The organism is Pseudomonas sp. PS02302 (assembly GCF_029959585.1).
Taxonomy (GTDB): Bacteria; Pseudomonadota; Gammaproteobacteria; order Pseudomonadales; family Pseudomonadaceae; genus Chryseomonas; species Chryseomonas aestiva.
Window position 1 is genome coordinate 22,280 of record NZ_JASCON010000013.1, and the last position, 22,995, is coordinate 45,274.

Sequence of the window (22,995 nt, forward strand, 5' to 3'; positions counted from 1 at the left end):
GGCCGGGCGCGTGATGGAAGGCGCCAGGTCCTAGTCGACCAGGCCGTCCAGCGGCGAGGAGGCCGTGGCATAGAGCTTGCGCGGCATGCGCCCGGCCAGATAGGCCAGGCGACCGGCGACGATGGCGTGCTTCATGGCTTCGGCCATCAGCACCGGCTCGCGGGCATGGGCGATGGCGCTGTTCATCAGCACCGCTTCGCAACCCAGTTCCATGGCGATGGTGGCGTCGGACGCGGTACCCACCCCGGCATCCACCAGCACCGGCACCTTGGCCTCTTCGAGGATGATGCGCAGGTTGTAGGGATTGCAGATGCCCAGGCCCGAGCCGATCAGACCGGCCAGCGGCATGACGGCGATACAGCCGATGGCCTCCAGCTGGCGGGCGACGATGGGATCGTCACTGGTGTAGACCATGACGTCGAAGCCATCGGCGACCAGCGTCTCGGCAGCCTTGAGCGTCTCGATGACGTTGGGGAACAGGGTCTTCTGGTCGGCCAGGACTTCCAGCTTGACCAGGTTGTGACCGTCGAGCAGCTCGCGCGCCAGGCGGCAGGTGCGTACCGCTTCCACCGCGTCATAGCAGCCGGCGGTGTTCGGCAGGATGGTGTAGCGCTCGGGCGAGATCACGTCGAGCAGATTGGGCTCGCCGGGCGTCTGGCCGATGTTGGTACGGCGCACCGCCACGGTGACGATCTCGGCACCGGAGGCCTCGATGGCCACGCGGGTCTCTTCGAGATCGCGGTACTTGCCGGTGCCGACCAGCAGGCGCGACTCATAGGTGCGCCCGGCCAGGGTAAAGGGAGTGTCTTTCATCTGGATTCCTCTTGCGCGGCTAGCCGCCGCCGATGGCGTGGACCACTTCCAGCCGGTCGCCGTCCACCAGGGCGGTGGTGGCGTGCTGGCTGCGCGGCACGATGTCGAGGTTGCGTTCCACCGCCACTCGCCGTCCGGTCAGGTCGAGACGCACGAGCAGGTCGGCGACGGTGGCGCCGTCCGGCAATTCTAGGGATTCGCCGTTCAACAGAATCTGCATGGCAAAGGCATCGTCACGGGGTGAGCCGGCATTCTACGCCGGTCGGGCGTGCATTGCAGCGGCGCCGGGCCGGGAACGACGGCCAGTGCGCGGTCAGAGGCTGCCCAGACGCCAGGCGAGGATGGCCAGGCAGGCCCAGCCGGCGAGAAAGCACAGCCCGCCGAAGGGGGTAATGATGCCCAGCTGCGCGATGCCGGTCAGCGTCAGCAGATAGAGGCTGCCGGAAAACAGCAGGATGCCGGCGATGAAAAAGCCACCGGCCCAGGCCGCCAGGCGCCCCTGGAAGTGCAGCGACAAGAGGGCAACGCCGAACAGCGCCAAGGCATGGATGAGCTGATAGAGCACGCCGGTCTGGAACACGGCCAGGTAGTCGGCGGTCAGCCGGCCCTTGAGTCCATGGGCGGCGAAGGCGCCGAGGCCGACACCAGTGAAGCCGGCCAGGGCCGCGAACAGCAGGAAGAGACGCAACATGGGTTTTACCGGGCGATGGAAGAGAAGCGCTGGTTATAATGGCCCGCTAACCGCCAAAGACCAAGCCGATGCTGCTCACCCTCCTCCGCCGCCTCCTGCGTATCGCCCTCTGGTTCGCCCTCCTCAGCGCCGCCCTGGTGCTGATCCTGCGCTGGGTGCCGCCGCCGGGCAGCATGCTGATGGTGGAGCGCAAGGTCGAGTCCTGGATCGACGGCAAGCCCATCGACCTGCAGCGCGACTGGCGACCCTGGAAGGAGCTGCCGGACGATCTCAAGATGGCGGTGATCGCCGGTGAAGATCAGCACTTCGCCGAGCACTGGGGCTTCGACATGGCGGCGATCCGCCAGGCCTTCAGCCACAACGAAGCCGGCGGCTCACTGCGCGGCGCCAGCACCATCAGCCAGCAGACCGCCAAGAACCTCTTTCTCTGGAGCGGCCGCAGCTATCTGCGCAAGGCCTTCGAAGCCTGGTTCACCGTGCTGCTGGAAACCTTCTGGTCCAAGCAGCGCATCCTCGAGGTCTATCTCAACAGCGTGGAATGGGACGACGGGGTGTTCGGCGCCGAGGCCGCGGCCCGTCACCATTTCGGCATAGGCGCGCCCTACCTCTCCGACCGCCAGGCCAGCCTGCTGGCCTCCGTGCTGCCCAATCCCCGCGAATGGAGCCCGAGCCGCCCCAGCGCCTACGTCGCCGAACGCGCCGCCTGGATCCGCCAGCAGGAACGGCAGCTGGGCGGCAGCGACTACCTGCGGCGGATGACCGGGCAGTAGCGCCAGGCACGTAGCGTGGCAGACGGCGCAGCCTTTTCCACAGCAGGCGCATGATTCAGGCAGGCCGTCTTGCCGCCGCGGAGCGCACGCGGCAAACGCAGCGCGGTTTTCCACCCTAGCCAGGCATCCGAACTCGATCGTCATAGCCGCAGGCATAAAAAAACCGCGCCCTGGGGCGCGGCTTTTCGATCACGAAGCAGATCAGGCGGCGATGTTGCCCTTGAGCTTGTTCATCGCGTTCTTTTCCAGCTGACGGATACGCTCCGCCGACACGTTGTACTTGGCCGCCAGCTCGTGCAGCGTCGCCTTTTCCTCGGCCAGCCAACGCTGGTAGAGGATGTCGCGGCTGCGGTCGTCCAGGTGTTCCAGGGCCTCGTGCAGATTGGCCGTGGAGCTGTCGGTCCAGTCGGCTTCCTCCAGCTGACGCGCCGGATCGTAACGGCTGTCTTCCAGGTACTGGGCCGGGGACTGATAGGCCGCATCGTCATCGGCATCGCTGGCCGGATCGAACGCCATGTCATGCCCGGTCAGACGGCTTTCCATCTCGCGCACTTCCCGGGGTTCGACACCCAGGGTTTCGGCCACGCGATGGACCTCGTCGTTGTTCAGCCAGGCCAGCCGCTTCTTCTGACTGCGCAGATTGAAGAACAGCTTGCGCTGTGCCTTGGTGGTAGCCACCTTGACGATGCGCCAGTTGCGCAGGATGAATTCATGGATTTCGGCCTTGATCCAGTGCACGGCAAAGGACACCAGGCGTACGCCCATTTCGGGATTGAAGCGCTTCACGGCCTTCATCAGGCCGACATTGCCTTCCTGGACCAGGTCGGCCTGGGCCAGACCATAGCCGGAATAGCTCTTGGCGATATGCACCACGAAACGCAGATGCGCGAGCACCAACTGCCGGGCGGCCTCGACGTCTTCCTTGTAGAAGAGGCGCTCGGCCAGTTCACGCTCCCGCTCCGGAGTGAGCAGCGGAATGCTGTTCACCGAATGTACATAGGCTTCCAGGCTGGCGCCGGGAACCAATGTAGGAACAGGTTGCAACGAAGTGGTCATGCGAATCCTCCGATTCACTAAGCACTGGACAGTCTAACACTGATTTTTTGGACAGCGCCAGACTAGCCGAGGTTCCCTTAACCCCAGCTGAAGAACACGGTGAAATGCTTGTGTCATCAGGGGGTTAGACCGTTTCCGCAGGTGTCGGAAACGGCCGTTCGTCAGCGTGGGGCGAGTTCGCGCAGATGGCGGGCAACCGCCAGCCAGGCGCCGATGTAGCCGAGCAGCACGGCGCCGATCAGCAGCTGCAGCCCGTCCTCGACGGCTACGCTGCCCAGGGCGAAATCACTGCCGTAGAGGCCGGCCAGATCCAGTACCGCGGCATTGAGCCAGCTCAGGCCGAACACCAGCAGGGCCCAGGCGGCGATGCCGGCGCCGAGGCCGAACAGCGCGCCCATGTAGAGGAAGGGCCGGCGCACATAGCCGTCGGTGCCGCCCACCAGCTTGACCACCTCGATCTCGGTACGGCGATTCTCGATGGCCAGGCGGATGGTGTTGCCGATCACCAGCAGCAGGGCGATCACCAGCACCACGGTCAGGCCGAAGACGAAGCGCTCGCCGAGCTTGAGGATGGCGGTGAGCCGCTCGACCCACTGCATGTCCAGCTGCACCTGCTGCACGCCGTTCATCTCGGCCAGCTGGCTGCGCAGCATGTCGAGGCGACTCTTGTCGATTTCCCTGGGCGTCACGGCGATGACGCCGGGCAGCGGATTCTGCGGCAATTCGCGTAGCGCCTCACCCAGGCCGGCGTCCTGCTGCAATTCCTTCAGGGCATCGTCCGGACTGATCCAGCGTGCCTCGGCCACATCGGGCAAGACCTTGATCTGGCTCATCAGTACCTCGGCCTGATCCTGACCGGTGCGCAGGTCGAGGAACACCGAGATCTGCGCCGCGCGCTGCCAGGAGCCGCCGAGGCGCTCGACGTTCTTCAGCAGCAGCGACACGCCCATGGGCAGCGCCAGGGCGATGCCCATCACCAGGCAGGTGAGGAAGGTCCCTATGGGCTGCTGCACCATGCGCCTGAGGCTGTCTCTCAGCCCGGTGCGGTGGGCTTCGAGATAGGCATGCAGCGGACTGCGCCAGTCGCTCTTGGGTTTCTGCGGGGCCTGGCGCTGCTGACGCTGGGGCTTGCCGCCCTGTTCCTGGCCACGGGGCAGTTCGTTGCCACTCATGACTGGCTCTCCTCTTCGTCACCGATCAGGCGACCGCGCTGCAGGGTCAGCATGCGATGGTGCAGGCGGGCGATGAGCGCATGGTCGTGGCTGGCGATCAGCACCGTGGTGCCGAGGCTGTTGATGTCCTCGAAGACGCCCATGATCTCCGAGGCCAGGCGCGGATCGAGGTTGCCGGTGGGTTCGTCGGCGAGCAGCAGGGCCGGACGGTGCACCACGGCGCGGGCGATGCCGACCCGCTGTTGCTGGCCGGTGGAGAGCTCGGCCGGATAGTCGTCGAGCTTGTCCTTGAGGCTGACCCGCTCCAGCGCCGCGGCCACGCGCTTGGCGATCTCGGGCTTGGACAGGCCGAGGATCTGCAGCGGCAGGGCGACGTTGTCGAACACGGTACGATCATAGAGCAATTGGTGGTTCTGGAAGACCACGCCGATCTGCCGGCGCAGAAAGGGAATCTGCGCATTGGTGATGCGCGAGATGTCCTGGCCGGCCAGGGTCAGCTTGCCGCCGGTGGGTCTTTCCATGGCCAGGATCAGCCGCATCAGGGTGCTCTTACCGGCGCCGGAATGACCGGTGACGAAGAGGATCTCGCCGCGTTCGGCACGGAAGCTTAGTTCCTGCAGGCCGACGTGACCGTTGGGATAGCGCTTGGAGACGCGGTCGAACTGGATCATGAGACGCCCCGCTCCGCGAACAGGGCCTGGACGAAGGGCCGCGCCTCGAAGGGCCGCAGGTCGTCGATGCCTTCGCCGACGCCGACATAGCGGATCGGCAGGGCGCTCTGCTTGGCCAGGGCGAAGATCACCCCACCCTTGGCGGTGCCGTCGAGCTTGGTCAGCGCCAGGCCGGTCAGGGGCACCGCATTGTGGAATTGCTTGGCCTGATTGAGGGCGTTCTGGCCGGTACCGGCGTCCAGCACCAGCAGGGTCTCGTGGGGCGCCGCCGCGTCCAGCTTGCCGATCACCCGGCGCACCTTGCGCAGCTCTTCCATGAGGTTGTCCTTGGTGTGCAGGCGACCGGCGGTGTCGGCGATCAGCACATCGATGCCGCGGGCCTTGGCCGCCTGGACCGCATCGAAGATCACCGAGGCGGAATCGGCGCCGGTGTGCTGGGCGATCACCGGGATGCGATTGCGCTCGCCCCAGACCTGCAGCTGCTCGACCGCCGCGGCGCGGAAGGTATCGCCGGCCGCCAGCATGACCTTCTTGCCGTCGTTCTGCAGCCGCTTGGCCAGCTTGCCGATGGTGGTGGTCTTGCCGGCGCCGTTCACGCCGACCACCAGGATGACGTAGGGCTTGTGCGAGGTGTCGATCACCAGCGGCTGTTCCACCGGCAGCAGCATCTCGGTGAGCTCCTGCTGCAGCGCCTGGTAGAGCGCCTCGCTGTCGGCCAGCTGCTTGCGTGCCACCTTCTGGGTCAGGTTGCGCATGATGACGCCGGTGGCCTCAACGCCGACGTCGGCGGTCAGCAGGCGGGTCTCCAGCTCTTCGAGCAGGTCGTCGTCGATGGCCTTCTTGCCGAGGAACAGGCTGGCCATGCCCTCGCCGAGACTGGCGCTGGTCTTGGACAGGCCCTGGCGCAGGCGGGCGAAGAAGCCCAGCTTGGCGGGTTCGGTCGGCGGGGTGGCGACGGCTGGCGGAGCAGGTTCGGGCGCGGGCGCCACCACCACGGGCTCGGGACGGACCGGAGCAAGGGGCGCTACCGGTACGATCGGGGCGGGAGCAGGCTCAGGCTCAGGAGCGGGCGCCGGCACAACCGGGGGCAGCGGTGCGACCGGCACGGCCACCGGGTCGGGCTCCACCTCGGGCGCCATCACCGGCTCGACCTCGACCGGCGGCACGATGGGATCGGCCACCAGCGGCTCGACCAGCGCCGTGAGCGCCACCGGCGACGGCGCCTCCTCTTCGGCGACCGGCACCGGGGTCAGCGAGGGGATCGCCTCCGGCGGCTCGGGCACCGGCTCCGGGTGCTGCACCGGCTCGCTGGCCAGCGGCGCGGGCAGGCGCTCCTCGGCGTCGGGCGCGGGGGTTTCGGCAGGCGTCTCTACGGGTTCGGCAGTCTTCTTGCGGAACCAGCCGAACAGGCCTTTCTTCTCCGTGGGGGGAGACTTCTTGTCGTCGGATCCAAACATGCGGGGCTCTGTATCGAACGGACGAGCCGGCTGCGGGAGCTCCGCCAGGCGGGGCTCGACCGTCAGGCATGGCCGTCGGGAAAAGGGATGCGTATCCTAGCAGCCTGCCGGGCGGAAGACTTCCCCGTCGGCGAAAAACGCGCGACCGTCCCCAGGACGCAGCCGCTTCGTCCCCTACCGCGCTACAAGGCCTGCTCTCGCGATGTCCGCCTCCCGCTCCCGTCGGACCGCCCTGGTCGTCCTGCTCAGCCTGCTCCCCACCCTCGCCCTGGCCGATGCCAGCCGGCAGAACACCGAGGAATTCACCCTCGACAACGGCCTCAAGCTGGTGGTCCGTGAAGATCACCGGGCGCCGGTCGCCGTGGTGCAACTCTGGTACCGCGTGGGTTCGAGCCTGGAGGCGCCCGGTGCGACCGGCTTGTCCCATGCCCTGGAACACCTGATGTTCAAGGGCAGCCGCAAGCTTGACGCCGGCGAGGCCTCGCACCTGCTGCGCGACCTGGGCGCCGAGGAAAATGCCTTCACCACCGACGACTACACCGTCTATTACCAGCTGCTCGCCCGTGATCGCCTGCCGGTGGCCCTGGAGCTGGAAGCCGATCGCATGCAGCATCTGCGGCTGGCGCCCGACGAAGTCAGTCGCGAGCTGGAGGTGATCAAGGAGGAACGCCGGCTGCGCACCGACGACCGCCCCGAGGCACTGTCCTTCGAACGCTTCAAGGCCGCCGCCTACCCGGCCAGCGGCTATCGCAATCCCACCATCGGCTGGCCCCAGGACCTGCAGCGCCTCGGCGTGGACGACCTGCGCCGCTGGTACCAGACCTGGTACGCGCCCAACAACGCCACCCTGGTGGTGGTGGGCGACGTCGAGCCCCAGGCGATCCGCGCCGAGGTACAGCGCTGGTTCGGCACCCTTCCGCGCAGCGACCTGCCCGCGCCGCGCCGCCCGCTGGAACTGCCGGCGCCGGGCGAGCGCCGCCTGGACCTGCAGGCCCGCGAACTGCCCAGTCTGCTGATGGGCTTCAACGTGCCCAGCCTGGCCACCGCCGCCCAGCCGCGCGATGCCTATGCGCTGCAACTGCTGGCCGCCCTGCTCGGCGGCGGTTCGGGCGCGCGCCTGCCCAGTCGTCTCGAACGCGGTGCGGAAGTGGCCAGCAGCGTGCGCGCCGCCTATGGTGCCTACACCCGTGGCGACAGCCTCTTCCTGCTCAGCGGTACCCCCAACACCCAGCGCGGCAAGACCCTCGACCAGCTGGAAGCGGCGTTCTGGGCGCAACTGGACCTGCTCAAGCGCGAGCCGCCCAGCACCGAGGAACTGGCCCGGGTCCGCGCCCTGCTGGTGGCCGGGCTGGTCTATGGCCGCGACTCCATCACCGCCCAGGCCAGCAGCATCGGTCAGCTGGAAAGCGTCGGCCTCGGCTGGCGCCAGGGCGATCGGTTGCTCGACGAACTGGGCCGGGTCACCCCCGACGACCTGCGCCGGGTGGCGCGCACCTACTTCACCCGCGAGCGCCTGACCCTGGCCCAGCTCAAGCCCGCAGCCACCGCGGAGAATCGTCCATGAAGCCGCTGCTCTGGCTGTCGCTGTGCCTGCTCGCCGGTTGCCAGTCCCCTACCCCAGTGGGCGACCTGGCGCGCGCCTACCCCGCCGTGGACAGCCTCAGGACGCTCAAGGACGCACCGCCCCTGGGTCGCCAGCTGGACATCCAGCGCTGGCGCACCGCCGAGGGCGCCCAGGTGCTGTTCGTGCCGGCGCCGGAATTGCCGATGTTCGACGTGCGCCTGATCTTCGCCGCCGGCAGCAGCCAGGACGGCACCACCCCGGGCCTGGCCATGCTGACCAACGGCCTGCTCAACGAAGGCACCCCGGGACGCGATGCCGGCGCCATCGCCGACGGCTTCGAGCGCCTGGGCGCCGATTTCAGCAATGGCGCCTATCGTGATCAGGCGGTGGTCGGACTGCGCACCCTCGCCGATCCGGCCCACAGCGAACCGGCCCTGGCGCTGCTGGCCGAGGTGGTCGGTCGCCCGACCTTTCCCGCCGAGGCCATCCAGCGCATCCGTGACCAGTTGCTGACGCTGATCGCCGCCAGCCGCCGCGAACCGACCAGCCTGGCCGGCGAAGCGCTGCAGGAGCGCCTCTACGGCAATCACCCCTATGCCCATTCGCCCCGGGGCACCGCAGCCGGAGTGGCCCATCTCGATGAGGCCAGCCTCAGGGCCTTCCATGCCCGTGCCTATGCCGCCGGCAATGCGGTGATCGCCCTCACTGGCGACCTGGATCGAACGCGCGCCGAACAGATCGCCGCCCGGCTGTCGCGCGCCCTGCCCCGCGGTCCTGCCCTGCCGCCACTGCCGGTGCCAGCGCCTGCCGCACCGGCAGTGGTGCAGCTGGAGGTCCCGGCCCAGCAGACGCGCCTGCTGCTCGGCCAACTCGGCATCACCCGCCGCGATCCTGACTACGCCGCCCTCTTCGTCGGCAACCAGATCCTCGGCGGGGGCGGCTTCGGCAGTCGGCTGATGACCGAATTGCGCGAACGCCGTGGGCTCACCTACGGCGTCAGTTCGGGCTTCACCCCCATGCGTCAGCCGGGTCCCTTCACCATCGGCCTGCAGACCCGCGCCGAACTGGGCGATGCCACCCTGGCGCTGGTCCGCGACCTGCTGCGCGACTACCTGGCCGAGGGCCCCACCCAGGCCGAACTGGACCGCGCCAAGCGGCAGATCGAAGGCAGCTTCCCGCTGGCCAACGCCAGCAACGGCGCCATCGTCGCCCAACTGGGCAACATCGGCTTCTACGACCTGCCCAGTAGTTACCTGGACGACTTCCTCCAGCAGGTCCGCCGCCTGACGGTGGAACAGGTGCATGCCGCCCTGCAGCGCCATCTGGACCCGGAAAAGTTCGTCGTGGTCAGCGCCGGCCCACGGGTCGCCCAGCAGCCGCTGCCGCCACCCCGCCCTCTTCCCAACCTGCCGCCCAGCGGCGTTCCGGAGCACTAGCATGGCCCAGAAGACCGCCAACCAACTGCGCATCATCGGTGGCGACTGGCGCAGCCGGCGCTTCGTCTTTCCCGATGCCCTGGGCCTGAGACCCACCCCGGATCGGGTCCGCGAGACCCTGTTCAACTGGCTGGCCGCCGTCACCCCGGGCGCGCGGGTGCTGGATCCCTTCGCCGGCAGTGGCGCCCTGCTGCTGGAAGCCCTCTCCCGCGGCGCCGGCCCGGCGCTGGCCTTCGACCTCAATGCCCAGGCCGCCAATGCCCTGCGCGGCCATCTGCAGGCCCTCGGCTGCGCCCACGCCGAGGTGCGCCAGACCGACGCCCTGCAGGCGCTGGCCAAGCCGGCGGCGACGCCCTTCGACCTGGTGTTTCTCGATCCGCCCTTTGCCAAGGACCTGCTGGAGCCGGCCTGCGCGGCTCTGGAGGCCCAGGGCTGGCTGGCCGCGGACGCCTGGATCTACACCGAGAGCGAGACCCAGCCCTCGCGCCTGGCCCTGCCCGCGACCTGGCAGCTGCACCGCGAGAAGAAGACCGGCAACGTCCACTACGCCCTCTGGCGCCGCCAGGCGTGAACAGCGCACCCTTTCGCCCGGCGCGCTGGCTGCCCGGCCCGCACCTGCAGACCCTCTGGGGCTCGCTGTGGCGCCGCCTGCCACCCATCACCCGGCCGCGGGAGCGGCTGTGGCTGGAGGATGGCGACTTCCTCGATCTGGACTGGTACCACGCCGAGAATCCGCGCGCGCCGCTGGTGCTGATCGCCCACGGCCTCACCGGCAGCTCCGGCTCCCACTACGTACTCGGCCTGCAATTCGCCCTCGCCGCCCGCGGCTGGGCCAGCGTCGGCCTCAACTGGCGCGGCTGCTCCGGCGAACCCAACCGCCTGCCGCGCGGCTATCACTCCGGCGTCAGCGAAGACCTGGCGGCAGTGGTGCGCCATCTGCAGGCCAGTCGTCCGCACGCGCCGCTGTATGCGGTGGGCTTTTCCCTGGGTGGCAATGTGCTGCTCAAGTATCTCGGTGAGCGCGGCGCGGACAGTGGTCTCACCGCCGCAGCCGCGGTCTCGGTGCCCTTTCGTCTGGACCTTTGCGCCGATCGCATCGGCCTCGGCTTCTCGCGCATCTACCAGCGGCACTTCATCCGTGAACTGGCGCGCTACGTGCGCGACAAGCAAGCGCTGTTCGACCGCGAGCGCCACCCCGAGCAGCACGAGATCCTCGCACGCCTGGGGCCGCCCGAGGGGCTCAAGACCTTCTGGGACTTCGACGACCGCTACACCGCGCCCCTGCACGGCTTTCGCGATGCCCGGGACTATTACCGCCAGGCCTCCAGTCGCTACTACCTGGGGGGAATCCGCATCCCCACCCTGCTGATCCAGGCCGAGGACGATCCCTTCATCGGCACCGACGCCCTGCCCGCCCGCGCCGAACTGGCGCCCGATACCCTGTTCGAGCGCCTGCCCCACGGCGGCCACGTGGGTTTCGTCGGCGGCGCCTTCCGCGATCCGGACTACTATCTGGAAAGACGCATCCCCGACTGGCTGGTCAGTCAGCGGGCAGCGCCATCCGGCCGATAAACGCCCACGGGTCGGCGATCCCGGCGGCTGTCGCCTTGGCCTCACTCCGCCCCTGAGCTACCATCCAAGCCCCAACAGCTTCGCCCCCAGGACAGCGTCATGAACCGAGTGCTATACCCCGGCACCTTCGACCCCATCACCAAGGGCCATGGCGATCTGGTGGAGCGCGCCTCGCGGCTGTTCGACGAAGTCGTGGTGGCGGTGGCGGCCAGCCCCAAGAAGAATCCGCTGTTTCCGCTGGAGCGCCGGGTCGAGCTGGCCAAGGCGGTGACCGCGCACCTGCCCAACGTCGAGGTGATCGGCTTCAGCTGCCTGCTGGCCACCCTGGTGGAGCAACAGCAGGCGACCATCATCCTGCGCGGCCTGCGCGCCGTGTCGGATTTCGAATTCGAGTTCCAGCTGGCCAACATGAACCGGGTGCTCGCGCCCCAGGCGGAAAGCATGTTCCTGACCCCGTCGGAGCACTATTCCTACCTGTCTTCCACCCTGGTGCGGGAGATCGCGGCGCTCGGCGGCGACGTGACCAAGTTCGTCCATCCCACCGTGCATCAGGCGCTGCTGGAGCGTTTTGCCCCGGGTAGCTGATTAACCCCAAGGACTGTCGGGTGCAGCCGGCGCGCGGATGGGGCAAAATGCGCGCCTGACTTTTGGATCGCTGCGCGTTCGCGCGGCGTGGAGCCGACGATGTCCCTCATCATTACCGACGATTGCATCAACTGCGATGTGTGCGAGCCCGAGTGCCCGAACGGCGCCATCTCCCAGGGTGCGGAGATCTATGTGATCGATCCGAACCTGTGCACCGAGTGCGTGGGCCACTACGACGAACCCCAGTGTCAGCAGGTCTGCCCGGTGGACTGCATCCCCCTCGACGAGAACCATGTCGAGACCAAGGAGCAGTTGCACGACAAGTATCTGAAGATCAGCGGCCAGGCTTAAACAGCCTGGCCTGGCGCCAGGGCGCCAGGGCCTACTCGGTACGCCCGTACCCGCTCTGGGTGCAGCCCAGGCAGCGCACGAAGGCCGCCTTGCCCGGCTCGACCACCAGCGCCTTGCCGGCCTTGCCGATGTTACCGCCGGCGGCGGTGAACGGCAGACTGACCACGAAGGCGCCCGCACCGATCACGGTGGCGGCGATCAGCAGCGGTCGCGCGATCAGCAGATCGCCGATCATGGAAAAGGCGGCGGGAGCCTGGGCTTCACCGAACGCCTGGTCGGCGGTCTGATATTCGGTGACGTCACCCTGGGCCTGCTGTGCCTGCGCCGGCAGGATCTGCATCGTCAGGGCCAGCGCCAGCACGGCGGCCAGGCTACGGAACGGATTCATACGGCTGATCCCTTGCGCGGTTGTAATGGTGGTCCCTGAACTATAACAGGCCGCCCGCACTTGTCATGCGGGCGGCCCCCAGACGTCATTCGGCGCGGACGACCGGCTGCGGCGCACGGCGGTAGGCATAGACCATGAGCGCGATACCGCCCAGCACCATGGGTACGCAGAGTACCTGCCCCATGGTCAGCCAGCCCCAGGCCAGATAGCCGAGCTGGGCGTCGGGCACCCGGACGAATTCGACGATGAAGCGGAAGATGCCGTAGCAGAGCACGAACAGGCCGGACACGGCCATGGTCGGCCGCGGCTTGCGCGAGTACAGCCAGAGAATGACGAACAGCGCCACGCCTTCCAGGGCGAACTGATAGAGCTGCGACGGATGGCGCGGCAGCTGGGCCGGATCGCTGTAGGGCGGGAAGATCATCGCCCAAGGGACATCGGTGGGCTTGCCCCAGAGCTCGGCGTTGATGAAGTTGCCGATGCGGCCGGCACCGAGGCCGATGGGTACCAGCGGCGCGATGAAGTCCATCAGCTCGAAGAAGCCCTTGTTGTGGCGCTTGCCGAACCACCAGACAGCCAGGATCACCCCGAGCAGGCCGCCGTGGAAGGACATGCCGCCCTTCCAGACCTCGAAGATCAGCGTCGGATTGGCGATGTACTCCGCCAGATTGTAGAACAGCACGTAGCCGAGTCGCCCCCCGGCGATGACCCCCAGCGCCACCCAGAACACCAGGTCGGACAGGGTCTCGCTGGTCCAGCGCGGATCGAAGCGGTTGAGTCGCCGCTTGGCCAGCCACCAGGCGCCGCCGATCCCCACCAGGTACATGAGGCCGTACCAGTGGATCTTCAGCGGCCCCAGCGACAGGGCCACCGGGTCTATTTGCGGATACGGCAGCATGGTGCCTCCTTGAAAGGGATCAGAGTAGGAAATTGAGACCGACGCCGAACAGCAGCAGGGCGAACAGGCGCTTGAGCAGCCGGGGCGAGAGGCGATGGGCCAGCCGCGCACCGAAACGGGCCGAGAACATGCTGGTCAGGGCGATGCCCAGCAGGGCCGGCAGATAGACATAGCCCAGACTCCAGGCGGGCAGACCCGGCTGCTGCCAGCCGACCAGGATGAAGGACAGCGCTCCGGACAGGGCGATGGGCAGGCCACAGGCCGCCGAGGTGGCCACCGCCTGCTGCATCGACAGGCTGCGCCAGATCAGGAAGGGCACGGTGAGCGAACCGCCGCCGATGCCAAAGATCGCCGAAGCCCAGCCGATCACTACCCCCGCCACCGTCAGCGCCGGCTTGCCGGGCTCGCCGGCCTGGCGCCTGGGGCGCAGGTCCAGCGCCAGTTGCAAGGCGATGAGAACGGCGAAGGTGCCGATGATCTTCTGCAGCAGCGGGCCATGGATGGCGGCGGCGGTCAGGGCGCCCAGGGCACTGCCGAAGACGATGCCCAGGGCCATCCAGGCGAACAGCCGCCAGCGCACGGCACCGAGCCGATGATGGGCCCAGACGGAATTCAGCGAGGTGAAGACGATGGTGGCCAGCGAAGTGCCCACCGCCAGGTGGGTAAGGATGTCCGGATCGAGGCCCTTGGCGGTAAAGCTGTAGATCAGCACCGGCACGATGATCAGGCCACCGCCGACCCCGAACAGACCGGCCAGCAGTCCGGCGCAGGCGCCGAGCACCAGGAAGAGCAAGAGATCCATCATCACCTCGGGCGCAAGAGGCGGCATGGTACGCCGCTACCTGTCAGGCGGGAAGCAGCCTTCCCGCCTGACACGCTCAGCTCTGGACGCTGGCTGCCGGGTTGATCACCCGGCCCAGTCCGAGATTGCGCAAGGCCAGGTGCAGGGCGCTGTGGATGACCTGGGGATTGTCGATCTGGCGCATCTGCTGCACCAGCTCGCGGGCCTTTTCCAGGGTGACCTGGCGCAGCAGCCACTTCACCTTGGGCAGGTTGGTGGCGTTCATCGACAGGGTATCGAAGCCCATGCCCATGAGCAGCACCGCCGCCGCCGGATCGCCGGCCATCTCGCCGCAGATGCTGACCGGCACCCCTTCGGCGTGGGCGCCGTCCACCACCTGTTGCAGCGCCTGCAGCACCGCCGGGTGGAAGTAGTCGTAGAGGTCGGCCACCCGCGGGTTGTTGCGATCCACCGCCAGCAGGTACTGGGTCAGGTCGTTGGAACCCACCGAGATGAAGTCCACCTGGCGCGCCAGATCACGGGCCTGGTAGACCGCCGAGGGGACCTCGACCATGACGCCCACCGGCGGCATGGGGATGTCGACGCCTTCGTCACGCACCTCGCACCAGGCACGGTGCAGCAGATGCTGAGACTCCTCCACCTCGTGCACGCCGGAAATCATCGGCAGCATGATGCGCAGGTTGTTCAGGCCTTCGCTGGCCTTGAGCATGGCGCGGGTCTGCACCAGGAAGATTTCCGGGTGGTCCAGGGTGACGCGGATCCCGCGCCAGCCGAGGAAGGGATTGTCTTCCTTGATCGGGAAATAGGACAGCGCCTTGTCGCCGCCGACGTCCAGGGTGCGCATGGTCACCGGCGCCGGATGGAAGGCGGCCAGCTGCTCGCGATAGATGGAGAGCTGTTCCTTCTCGCTGGGAAAGCGCTCGTTGACCATGAAGGGCACTTCGGTGCGATACAGCCCGACGCCTTCGGCGCCGCGCTGCTGGGCACGCGCCACATCGGCCATCAGGCCGGTGTTGACCCACAGCGGCATGCGGTGGCCGTCGAGGGTCTCGCAGGGCAGGCTGCGCAGGGCGTCGAGGCCCTGGGTCAGCTGACGCTCCTCTTCCACCACGTCGCCATACTGCTTGATCAGCGTCGGCGACGGATTGGTGAAGATCTCGCCGTGGTAGCCATCGACGATGAGGTCGATGCCGTCCACCTTGGAATACGGCAGATCCACCGCGCCCATGACGGTGGGCACGCCCATGGCGCGCGCCAGGATGGCGACGTGGGAGTTGCCCGAGCCAAGCACCGAGATCAGGCCGACCAGACGTCCTTCGGGCACCTCGCCGAGCATGGCCGGCGAGAGCTCCTCGCTGACCAGGATGGTGTTTTCCGGATAGATCAGGCAGGCCTGGTGGGCCTGCTGCAGATAGGCCAGCAACCGGCGACCGAGGTCGCGCACGTCGGCGGCGCGTTCGCGCAGATAGGCGTCGTCCATCAGCTCGAAGCGCTGGACGTGCTCCATCACCACCTGGCGCAAGGCGCCCTGGGCCCACTGGCCGCTCTTGATGATGGTGGTAACCTCGTTACCGAGGGCGGCGTCGTCGAGCATCATCAGGTAGACGTCGAACAGCGCCTGCTCTTCCTTGCGCAACTGGGTGGACAGGCGCTTGGACAGCGCCTTCATGTCCGCCCGCACGCCTTCGATGGCGGTGCGGAACAGCTGCAACTCGGCGTCGATGTCGGTCACGGTCTTGTCCGGGACCACTTCCAGGTCGGCCGGTGGCAGGACCACCACCGCCTTGCCTACGCCGACCCCGGGCGAACCGGGGATGCCGACGAAACGGGCCTCCTGGATACCCCGGCCCTGCCGGTCCAGACCGCGGATGGTCCCGGTGGCCTCGGCATGGGCGATCACCCCGGCGAGCTGGGCGCTCATGGTCACCAGGAAGGCCTCCTCACCCTCGTCGAACTGGCGACGCTCCTTCTGCTGCACTACCAGCACGCCCATGACGCGCCGGTGGTGGATGATGGGCGCACCGAGAAAGGAGGCATAGCGTTCTTCGCCGGTCTCGGCAAAGTAGCGAAAGCGTGGGTGACTGGCGGCGTCTTCGAGATTGAGCGGCTCTTCGCGGGTCCCGACCAGGCCGACCAGGCCCTCGTTGGGGGCCATGCTGACGCGACCGATGGACTTCTTGTTGAGGCCTTCGGTGGCCATCAGCACGAAACGGTTGGTGTCCGGATCCAGCAGATAGACGGAGCAGACCTGCGACTGCATGGCCGCGCGAACGCGCTGCACAATGATGGACAGTGCCGACCCCAGATCCTTGGCGGAATTGACCTCCTGGACGATCTTGCGCAGAACTGCAAGCATCTAGCGCCTCCGCAGCCGACGCCCGGCGGAGCCGCCGGCGTGCATCACGTGTCGTTCATCCTGCATGACCACAGCTTCTCCTCACCTCTTTCGCACCGGCCGTACCGGTAATCAGGCCAGCAAGCGGGGTGCCAACTCCTTGAGCGCCCGCCGATAGACCTCTCGCTTGAAGGTCACCACCTGGCCCAGTGGGTACCAGTAGCTTACCCAGCGCCAGCCATCGAATTCCGGCTTGCCCGTCACATCCATTCGCACCCGCTGCTCTTCCGCGGTCAGCCGCAGCAGAAACCACTTCTGCTTCTGGCCGATGCACAGCGGACGGCTGTGGGTGCGCACCATGCGCTGCGGCAGACGATAGCGCAACCAGCCCCGGGTACAGGCCAGGATGCGGACGTCATCGGGGCTCAGCCCCACTTCTTCGTTCAGCTCCCGGTACAGCGCCTCTTCGGGCGTTTCCCGGTCATCTATCCCACCCTGGGGGAACTGCCAGGCATCCTGATTGATGCGGCGGGCCCACAGTACCTGGCCGGCATCGTTGGCGAGAATGATGCCGACATTGGGGCGAAAACCATCAGCGTCGATCACGGCTGCCACCCTTGAAAAATGTCGTTGCCCGCATTGTTCCACAAAGCCCGACAGCCCAGCAATGCAAGCTCCGGACCGACTGGGGCGCGGCCGACCGGCGCAGGCTCCCGGCAGCTGCCGCGACCTGCAAAAGCCCGCATTATGGTGGTCGCTAGCTGAACGTCGGCTTAAGGGCCGGCAAACGTCGCGCTTCAGCGAAAATGCCGTTGCACGGCCATGTAGAGGGCCAGTGCCAGACCGATCCAGCCGACCAGCCAGAAATAGTCGAGATAGCCCAGCACCTGGCTCTGGCGGGTGACCAGACTGGAGATCTGCGCCAGGGCGCTGTCGGCGCCGGTGGCTTGCCGATAGCGTTCGCCATAGGCCTGGTAGTTCTGCGCATAGGGATTGACCGCGGCGCTGAGCACCGCGGCGTGAAAGGCGTCGCGCCACTGCAGGAAGACGTTGGAGAGCACGATGCCCATGGGCATGACCAGTTGCTGGGTCATGTTCTTGATCTGGTAGGCCTGGCTGAAATAGGCCGGCTCGACGCGCATGAAGGTGTACATGATGATCACCGCGAAGGTGCCGATCAGGTAGGTGCCATGCATCATCAGCCCCGGGACCAGCTGCTGGTAGAGGGGCACGTCGGCGTGCTGGCGCACCATCCAGAAGCCATAGCCGGCCAGCAGCAGGTAGCCCGCCACCAGGTACTTGCGAAAGCCGCCCCAGGGAAAGCGCTCGCGCAGCCGCACCGAGGTGATCATCAGCAGCGGTGCCAGACCGCACAGCCAGCCCAGCGCCATGACGCCCCCGGCGGTATAGACCGGCAGTTGCAGGCCGTTGACCACGTACTGGGGGATGATGAAGTTGTAGGCGCCGAGCAGGAAGTAGTTGAGCATCATGAACAGCATGCCGGCGAGAAAGCCCGGAGTGATGGCGTGCTTGAAGTCCAGCGTCGGCCGCGCCAGGCCGCGCTCGTAGTAGACATAGAGTCCGAGGATGGCCGTTCCCAGCAGCAGCTCCAGGGCCAGCCACAGCCCATCGCTGAAGAAGTCGAAGGCCAGTCGCTGGGTGGTGGTGGTCAGCAGCAGGCTGCCCACCGCCAGCAGCACCATGGACAGCAGCGACGGCGCTCCGGAATTCTGCAGCGGATGGGAGCGCCGCGGCAGCGACAGCCAGACGCACACCGCCACCAGCGCGCAGGCCAGCGCCGGCACCATGAAGATGGCGCGCCACTGATGGCCTTCCAGCAATTCCGCGGTGGTGAAGGAGGCGAGCGCACCCCCCAGGGGCACACCCGAGGCGAAGGCGCGGATCCCGGTCGGCAACTGGGGACCGGAGAAATACATCTGCACCAGGACCCGCGCCCCGGCAAAGAAGGTGGCGGCGCCGGCGCCCATCAGTACTCGCCCGATGATGAAGGTCGGCAGATCGGTAGCGACCAGGCAGCACACCTGGCCGACCAGGTGGATACCGACGGCGGCGAAGATCAGGTTGCGATAGCCCAGGCGCTGGGCGAACCACTGGTGTGGAGCGCTGATGACGATGACCGCGGCGCTGTAGCAGGCGGTCGCCAGGCTGTAGCTGCGCGGGTCGATACCCAGGCCGCCGTAGACATAGCGGTTGGCCAGGGCGATCGACAGGTTGTCGAGAAAGTACACCAGCACCATCAGGGTGATGCTCAGCAGCAACAGGCCGCGGTGATGAGGGCGATCGGTGTCGTCGGCGTACATGAAGACCCAGGCTGGCACTAAGGGGGCCAGTCGTGGACCTTGGGTCCGGGGCGGGGTTCAGAGACCGCGTTGTCGCAGTCTCCTCCAGGTGATACGGATCGCGTCCCGACTCAGCCGGGCAGCAGGGCCCGGACGTCGGCCAGGAGTTCGTCCGGCACCTCCACCCAGCCACGGGTAGTGTTACGAGTCCGTGCCTGATAGCGCCGTTGCGACGGCAGGCGGGCGCCCTGGGCCTCGATACCGGCGAACAGCTGCTCGGCACGCTGCTGATAGTCGGCCACTGCCGCGCCGAGAAAGCGCTGGGGATCGAAGGCCAGGATGAGTTCGCCGTGATAGGGCAACCCGCCCGCGCCGGCGTCGACCACGGAAGACTCCGGACTAGTGAGATCGCCGATCAGGGGACCGGCGAGCAATTCGATCATGGCCGACAGCGCCGAGCCCTTGTGACCGCCAAAGGTGAGCATGGCGCCCTCCTCCAGCACGGTGCGGGCATCGCTGCTGGGAGCACCCTTGGCATCCACCCCCCAGCCCTCGGGCAGGGCCTTGCCGGCGCGTCGATGCAATTCGATTTCACCGCGGGCCACGGCGCTGGTGGCGAAGTCGAAGACGAAGGGCTGCCCTTCCGGCCGTGGCCAGCCGAAGGCGATGGGATTGGTACCGAACAGGGGGCGACGCCCACCGGCCGGGGCGACATAGGCCTGGGTCGGATTGCAGGCCAAGGCCACCAGGCCCCTGGCGGTGAGGGCTTCCATCTCCACCCAGAGCGCCGAGAAGTGCACGCAGTTGTTGATCGCCAGGGCTGCCAGACCGCAATTGCGCGCCTTGGCTTCCAGCAGCGGCAGGCCCGTGTGAAAGGCCAGCGGCGAGAAGCCGCCCCCGGCATCGACCCGGACGATGGCCGGTGCCACGTCTTCGACGCGTGGCTCGGCATCCGCCACCACCTTGCCGGCCTTGAGCGTCTTGACGATGCCCAGGAGTCGATAGATGCCGTGGGAGGCGCAGTCGTCACGCTGGCCGGCCACCATCATGGCGGCGATGGCCGCGCCCTGCGGCTGACTGAAGCCGTGGGCCGCGAGCACCTCTTCGGCCAGGTGCTGCAGGTCTTCCGGGGTCATCTGGGCCATGGCGGCGCTCCGTCGGGAAAACCCTGACTATGCCGTAACCGGCCACGCCCCGCTCGCTCGACTTGGGACCGGTCGTGCCGATCCCGGCACAGTCAGCCTTGGTGGTAGCGCCCCGATAACTCGTGGACGGCCTCGATGAAGGCACCGGCATGGGCCGGATCCACCTCGGGGGTGATGCCATGGCCCAGGTTGAAGACGTGGCCGCTGCCCTGGCCGTAGCTTTCCAGGATGCGCCCCACCTCGGCGCGGATGGCCACCGGTTTGGCGTAGAGCACGCTCGGGTCCATGTTGCCTTGCAGGGCAACCTTGGCACCCACACGGCGGCGCGCTTCGCCGATGTCGCAGGTCCAGTCCAGGCCCAGGGCCTCGGCCCCGCTGTCGGCCAGGCTTTCCAGCCAGAGACCGCCGTTCTTGGTGAAGAGGATCACCGGTACCTGGCGTCCTTCATGTTCGCGGATCAGCCCGGCGACGATCTTGCGCATGTAGGCCAGGGAAAATTCCTGGTAGGCCGCGGCGGACAGGTTGCCGCCCCAGGTATCGAAGATCTGCACCGCCTGGGCGCCAGCGCGGATCTGGCCATTGAGGTAGGCGGTGACCGCCTGGGCCAGCTTGTCCAGCAACAGGTGCAGGGCCTCGGGGGTGTCGTAGAGCATGGCCTTGGCCTTGCGGAAATCCTTGCTGGAGCCGCCTTCGATCATGTAAGTGGCGAGGGTCCAGGGGCTGCCGGAAAAGCCGATCAGGGGTACCCGGCCGTCCAGCGCCGTGCGGATGGTGCGCACGGCGTCCATCACATAGCCCAGGTCGGATTCGGCATTGGGGATCGGCAGCGCCTCGATGTCGGCCGGCGTGTTGATCACCTTGCGAAAGCGCGGCCCCTCGCCGGTCTCGAAATAGAGGCCCTGACCCATGGCATCGGGGATGGTGAGGATGTCGGAGAATAGGATGGCGGCATCCAGCGGATAGCGCTCCAGCGGCTGCAGGGTCACCTCGCAGGCGAATTGCGGGTTCTTGCACAGACTCATGAAGTCCCCGGCGCGGGCCCGGCTGGCGCGGTACTCGGGCAGATAGCGCCCGGCCTGGCGCATCATCCACACCGGGGTGACGTCCACCGGCTGCTTGAGCAGGGCACGCAGGAAACGGTCGTTCTTCAGGGCAGTCATGGCGACATCCGGCAGCAAAAGTGCCGGCATTGTCGCAAAGCGGCTGGCAAAAGGCACGGCGAGGGGTCGTGCCTTTTGTCTATCGGGGCGATGGGGTGCTGCTCCATAGGGTGACGGTACAGCCTCGCCTATCGCCGGACGGTCATCCAAATGGAAAACGCTGTGCGGTTTTCAATCCTACGGCTCGGCGGGCTGATCGCGGCCATGCCGGTGCGCCGTAGCGACCGCTCCTACAGAGTGATGCTTTTTGCAGGAGCGGCCCATGGCCGCGATTGCTTGGCGGATATTGCACGGCGCCTCGTGGCGACAGGACCCCATCCACAAAAAAGCCGACCGGCTTGCACCGGTCGGCTCCTGTCCAACGGCCCGGGCTTAGACGCCCAGGTAGTCGAGGATGCCCTCGGCGGCGTTGCGGCCTTCGAAGATGGCGGTCACCACCAGGTCGGAGCCGCGCACCATGTCGCCGCCGGCAAAGATCTTCGGGTTGCTGGTCTGGTGCTTGAACTCGTGCAGCCCTGGCGCGACCACGCGGCCCTGGCTGTCGAGGTCGATGCCGAATTGCTCGAACCAGGGCGCGGGACTCGGGCGGAAACCAAAGGCGATGACCACCGCATCGGCCGGCAGGATCTCCTCGGAACCGGGGATCGGCTCGGGACTGCGGCGACCGCGGGCATCGGGTTCGCCCAGACGGGTCTCCACCACCTTGACGCCTTCCACCTTGTCTTCGCCAATGATGGCGATGGGCTGGCGGTTGAAGAGGAACTTCACGCCCTCTTCCTTGGCGTTCTTCACTTCCTTGCGCGAGCCCGGCATGTTGGCGGCGTCGCGGCGATAGGCGCAGGTCACGCTCTTGGCGCCCTGGCGGATGGAGGTGCGGTTGCAGTCCATGGCGGTGTCACCACCGCCCAGGACCACCACGCGCTTGCCCTTCATGTCGACGAAGTCGGCCGCATCCTTTTCGAAGCCCAGGTTGCGATTGACGTTGGCCACCAGGAAATCCAGGGCGTCGTGCACGCCAGGCAGGTCTTCGCCGGGGAAGCCGCCCTTCATGTAGGTGTAGGTGCCCATGCCCAGGAAGACCGCATCGAATTCCTCGAGCAACTGGTCCATGGTCACGTCCTTGCCCACCTCGGTGTTGAGGCGGAATTCCACGCCCATCCCGCCGAAGACCTCGCGACGGCGGCTGAGCACGGTCTTTTCCAGCTTGAATTCGGGGATGCCGAAGGTCAGCAGGCCACCGATCTCGGGATGCTTGTCGAACACCACCGGGGTCACGCCGTTGCGTACCAGGATGTCGGCACAGCCCAGGCCGGCCGGACCGGCACCGATCACGGCGACGCGCTTTCCGGTCGGCTTGACCTTGGACATGTCCGGGCGCCAGCCCATGGCGAAGGCGGTGTCGGTGATGTATTTCTCCACCGAACCGATGGTCACCGCGCCGAAACCGTCATTGAGGGTACAGGCGCCCTCGCAGAGCCGATCCTGCGGGCAGACCCGGCCACAGACCTCGGGCAGGGTGTTGGTCTGGTGCGCCAGCTCCGCCGCCGCCAGGATGTTGCCTTCGGAGACCAGCTTGAGCCAGTTGGGAATGAAGTTGTGCACCGGGCACTTCCATTCGCAATAGGGGTTGCCGCAACCCAGGCAGCGGTGCGCCTGCTCGGCGGCCTGCTGGGGCTTGAAGGGATCGTGGATCTCGACGAATTCCTTCTTGCGCTGGCGCAGCAGCTTCTTCTTCGGATCCTTGCGACCGACCTCGATGAACTGGAAGTCGTTGTTCAGACGTTCAGCCATTTCCAAACCTCTTGAAGCGACGCCCCTTCAGCAGGGCG

23 protein-coding genes are annotated in these 22,995 nt (G+C 67.1%); 7 read left to right on the top strand and 16 right to left on the bottom strand.

From position 1 onward, the window contains the following. Positions 1 to 30 precede the first annotated feature (30 nt). From QMX82_RS06690 to QMX82_RS06700, 3 genes are all read right to left on the bottom strand, one after another. Entirely contained in the window at positions 31 to 813 is a 783-nt protein-coding gene (locus QMX82_RS06690; RefSeq protein ID WP_282281696.1) for a thiazole synthase, read from the bottom strand. A 19-nt stretch (positions 814 to 832) separates the two neighbouring features. Further along, complete coding sequence (thiS, locus tag QMX82_RS06695; RefSeq protein WP_017640999.1) at positions 833 to 1,033, bottom strand: sulfur carrier protein ThiS; 201 nt, start codon at positions 1,031 to 1,033, stop codon at positions 833 to 835. Between the two features lie 93 nt (positions 1,034 to 1,126). Beyond that, positions 1,127 to 1,504: a DUF423 domain-containing protein gene (locus QMX82_RS06700; protein WP_282281701.1), complete on the bottom strand. Its 378-nt coding sequence runs from the start codon at positions 1,502 to 1,504 to the stop codon at positions 1,127 to 1,129. 68 nt (positions 1,505 to 1,572) lie between these two features. On the opposite strand from QMX82_RS06700, the gene mtgA reads away from it, so the two are divergent. Beyond that, positions 1,573 to 2,274, top strand: coding sequence for a monofunctional biosynthetic peptidoglycan transglycosylase (gene mtgA, locus QMX82_RS06705; RefSeq protein WP_282281703.1), 702 nt, complete (start codon positions 1,573 to 1,575; stop codon positions 2,272 to 2,274). A 201-nt stretch (positions 2,275 to 2,475) separates the two neighbouring features. Here the strand turns inward: mtgA and rpoH are convergent, their stop codons facing one another. The 4 genes from rpoH to ftsY all read right to left on the bottom strand — a co-directional run bounded on the left by rpoH (position 2,476) and on the right by ftsY (position 6,630). Next, entirely contained in the window at positions 2,476 to 3,330 is an 855-nt protein-coding gene (gene rpoH, locus QMX82_RS06710) for an RNA polymerase sigma factor RpoH (protein ID WP_064309252.1), read from the bottom strand. A gap of 161 nt (positions 3,331 to 3,491) precedes the next feature. Beyond that, positions 3,492 to 4,502: a permease-like cell division protein FtsX gene (gene ftsX, locus QMX82_RS06715; protein ID WP_208693858.1), complete on the bottom strand. Its 1,011-nt coding sequence runs from the start codon at positions 4,500 to 4,502 to the stop codon at positions 3,492 to 3,494. Then, a complete protein-coding gene (gene ftsE / locus QMX82_RS06720) occupies positions 4,499 to 5,173 on the bottom strand; it encodes a cell division ATP-binding protein FtsE (RefSeq protein WP_282281709.1) in 675 nt (224 codons plus the stop codon). The genes ftsX and ftsE overlap by 4 nt, the downstream gene beginning before the upstream one ends. Further along, a complete protein-coding gene (gene ftsY / locus QMX82_RS06725; protein WP_208693856.1) occupies positions 5,170 to 6,630 on the bottom strand; it encodes a signal recognition particle-docking protein FtsY in 1,461 nt (486 codons plus the stop codon). Before ftsY ends, ftsE begins: the two co-directional genes overlap by 4 nt. A gap of 202 nt (positions 6,631 to 6,832) precedes the next feature. Here ftsY and QMX82_RS06730 point away from each other — a divergent pair, with 202 nt between their 5' ends. The 6 genes from QMX82_RS06730 to QMX82_RS06755 all read left to right on the top strand — a co-directional run bounded on the left by QMX82_RS06730 (position 6,833) and on the right by QMX82_RS06755 (position 12,138). Further along, entirely contained in the window at positions 6,833 to 8,194 is a 1,362-nt protein-coding gene (locus QMX82_RS06730) for a M16 family metallopeptidase (RefSeq protein WP_208693855.1), read from the top strand. Beyond that, positions 8,191 to 9,630 (top strand): M16 family metallopeptidase, encoded by a 1,440-nt coding sequence (locus QMX82_RS06735; RefSeq protein WP_282281715.1) that lies wholly within the window; start codon positions 8,191 to 8,193, stop codon positions 9,628 to 9,630. The genes QMX82_RS06730 and QMX82_RS06735 overlap by 4 nt, the downstream gene beginning before the upstream one ends. A gap of 1 nt (position 9,631) precedes the next feature. Then, positions 9,632 to 10,201, top strand: a complete 570-nt coding sequence (gene rsmD, locus QMX82_RS06740) for a 16S rRNA (guanine(966)-N(2))-methyltransferase RsmD (RefSeq protein ID WP_187980370.1) — start codon at positions 9,632 to 9,634, stop codon at positions 10,199 to 10,201. After that, on the top strand, positions 10,198 to 11,202 hold the full coding sequence (locus QMX82_RS06745; protein WP_282281719.1) for a hydrolase: 1,005 nt from the start codon (positions 10,198 to 10,200) through the stop codon (positions 11,200 to 11,202). Before rsmD ends, QMX82_RS06745 begins: the two co-directional genes overlap by 4 nt. 99 nt (positions 11,203 to 11,301) lie before the next feature. Next, positions 11,302 to 11,787, top strand: a complete 486-nt coding sequence (gene coaD / locus QMX82_RS06750) for a pantetheine-phosphate adenylyltransferase (protein ID WP_133861478.1) — start codon at positions 11,302 to 11,304, stop codon at positions 11,785 to 11,787. Between the two features lie 99 nt (positions 11,788 to 11,886). Continuing rightward, positions 11,887 to 12,138 carry a YfhL family 4Fe-4S dicluster ferredoxin gene (locus QMX82_RS06755; RefSeq protein WP_007161640.1) on the top strand — a complete coding sequence of 84 codons (252 nt, stop codon included), beginning with the start codon at positions 11,887 to 11,889 and terminating at the stop codon, positions 12,136 to 12,138. Between the two features lie 31 nt (positions 12,139 to 12,169). On the opposite strand, the gene QMX82_RS06760 is transcribed toward QMX82_RS06755, so the two are convergent. The 9 genes from QMX82_RS06760 to QMX82_RS06800 form a co-directional block, all read right to left on the bottom strand. Beyond that, on the bottom strand, positions 12,170 to 12,526 hold the full coding sequence (locus tag QMX82_RS06760; RefSeq protein ID WP_187980372.1) for a multidrug transporter: 357 nt from the start codon (positions 12,524 to 12,526) through the stop codon (positions 12,170 to 12,172). A gap of 85 nt (positions 12,527 to 12,611) precedes the next feature. After that, positions 12,612 to 13,424 carry a prolipoprotein diacylglyceryl transferase gene (lgt, locus tag QMX82_RS06765; protein WP_059313521.1) on the bottom strand — a complete coding sequence of 271 codons (813 nt, stop codon included), beginning with the start codon at positions 13,422 to 13,424 and terminating at the stop codon, positions 12,612 to 12,614. Between the two features lie 19 nt (positions 13,425 to 13,443). Continuing rightward, complete coding sequence (locus QMX82_RS06770; protein WP_282281810.1) at positions 13,444 to 14,226, bottom strand: sulfite exporter TauE/SafE family protein; 783 nt, start codon at positions 14,224 to 14,226, stop codon at positions 13,444 to 13,446. Positions 14,227 to 14,302: 76 nt separating this feature from the next. Then, positions 14,303 to 16,582, bottom strand: coding sequence for a phosphoenolpyruvate--protein phosphotransferase (gene ptsP / locus QMX82_RS06775; protein WP_208693851.1), 2,280 nt, complete (start codon positions 16,580 to 16,582; stop codon positions 14,303 to 14,305). Between the two features lie 111 nt (positions 16,583 to 16,693). Continuing rightward, positions 16,694 to 17,167, bottom strand: a complete 474-nt coding sequence (locus QMX82_RS06780) for an RNA pyrophosphohydrolase (protein WP_007161635.1) — start codon at positions 17,165 to 17,167, stop codon at positions 16,694 to 16,696. A 191-nt stretch (positions 17,168 to 17,358) separates the two neighbouring features. Next, a complete protein-coding gene (locus QMX82_RS06785) occupies positions 17,359 to 18,900 on the bottom strand; it encodes an MFS transporter (protein WP_222613572.1) in 1,542 nt (513 codons plus the stop codon). Between the two features lie 92 nt (positions 18,901 to 18,992). Continuing rightward, positions 18,993 to 20,006: an Ldh family oxidoreductase gene (locus QMX82_RS06790; RefSeq protein WP_282281737.1), complete on the bottom strand. Its 1,014-nt coding sequence runs from the start codon at positions 20,004 to 20,006 to the stop codon at positions 18,993 to 18,995. A 92-nt stretch (positions 20,007 to 20,098) separates the two neighbouring features. Beyond that, complete coding sequence (hemE, locus tag QMX82_RS06795; RefSeq protein ID WP_282281739.1) at positions 20,099 to 21,166, bottom strand: uroporphyrinogen decarboxylase; 1,068 nt, start codon at positions 21,164 to 21,166, stop codon at positions 20,099 to 20,101. A gap of 372 nt (positions 21,167 to 21,538) precedes the next feature. After that, on the bottom strand, positions 21,539 to 22,957 hold the full coding sequence (locus QMX82_RS06800) for an FAD-dependent oxidoreductase (RefSeq protein ID WP_133861485.1): 1,419 nt from the start codon (positions 22,955 to 22,957) through the stop codon (positions 21,539 to 21,541). Between the last annotated feature and the right edge of the window lie 38 nt (positions 22,958 to 22,995).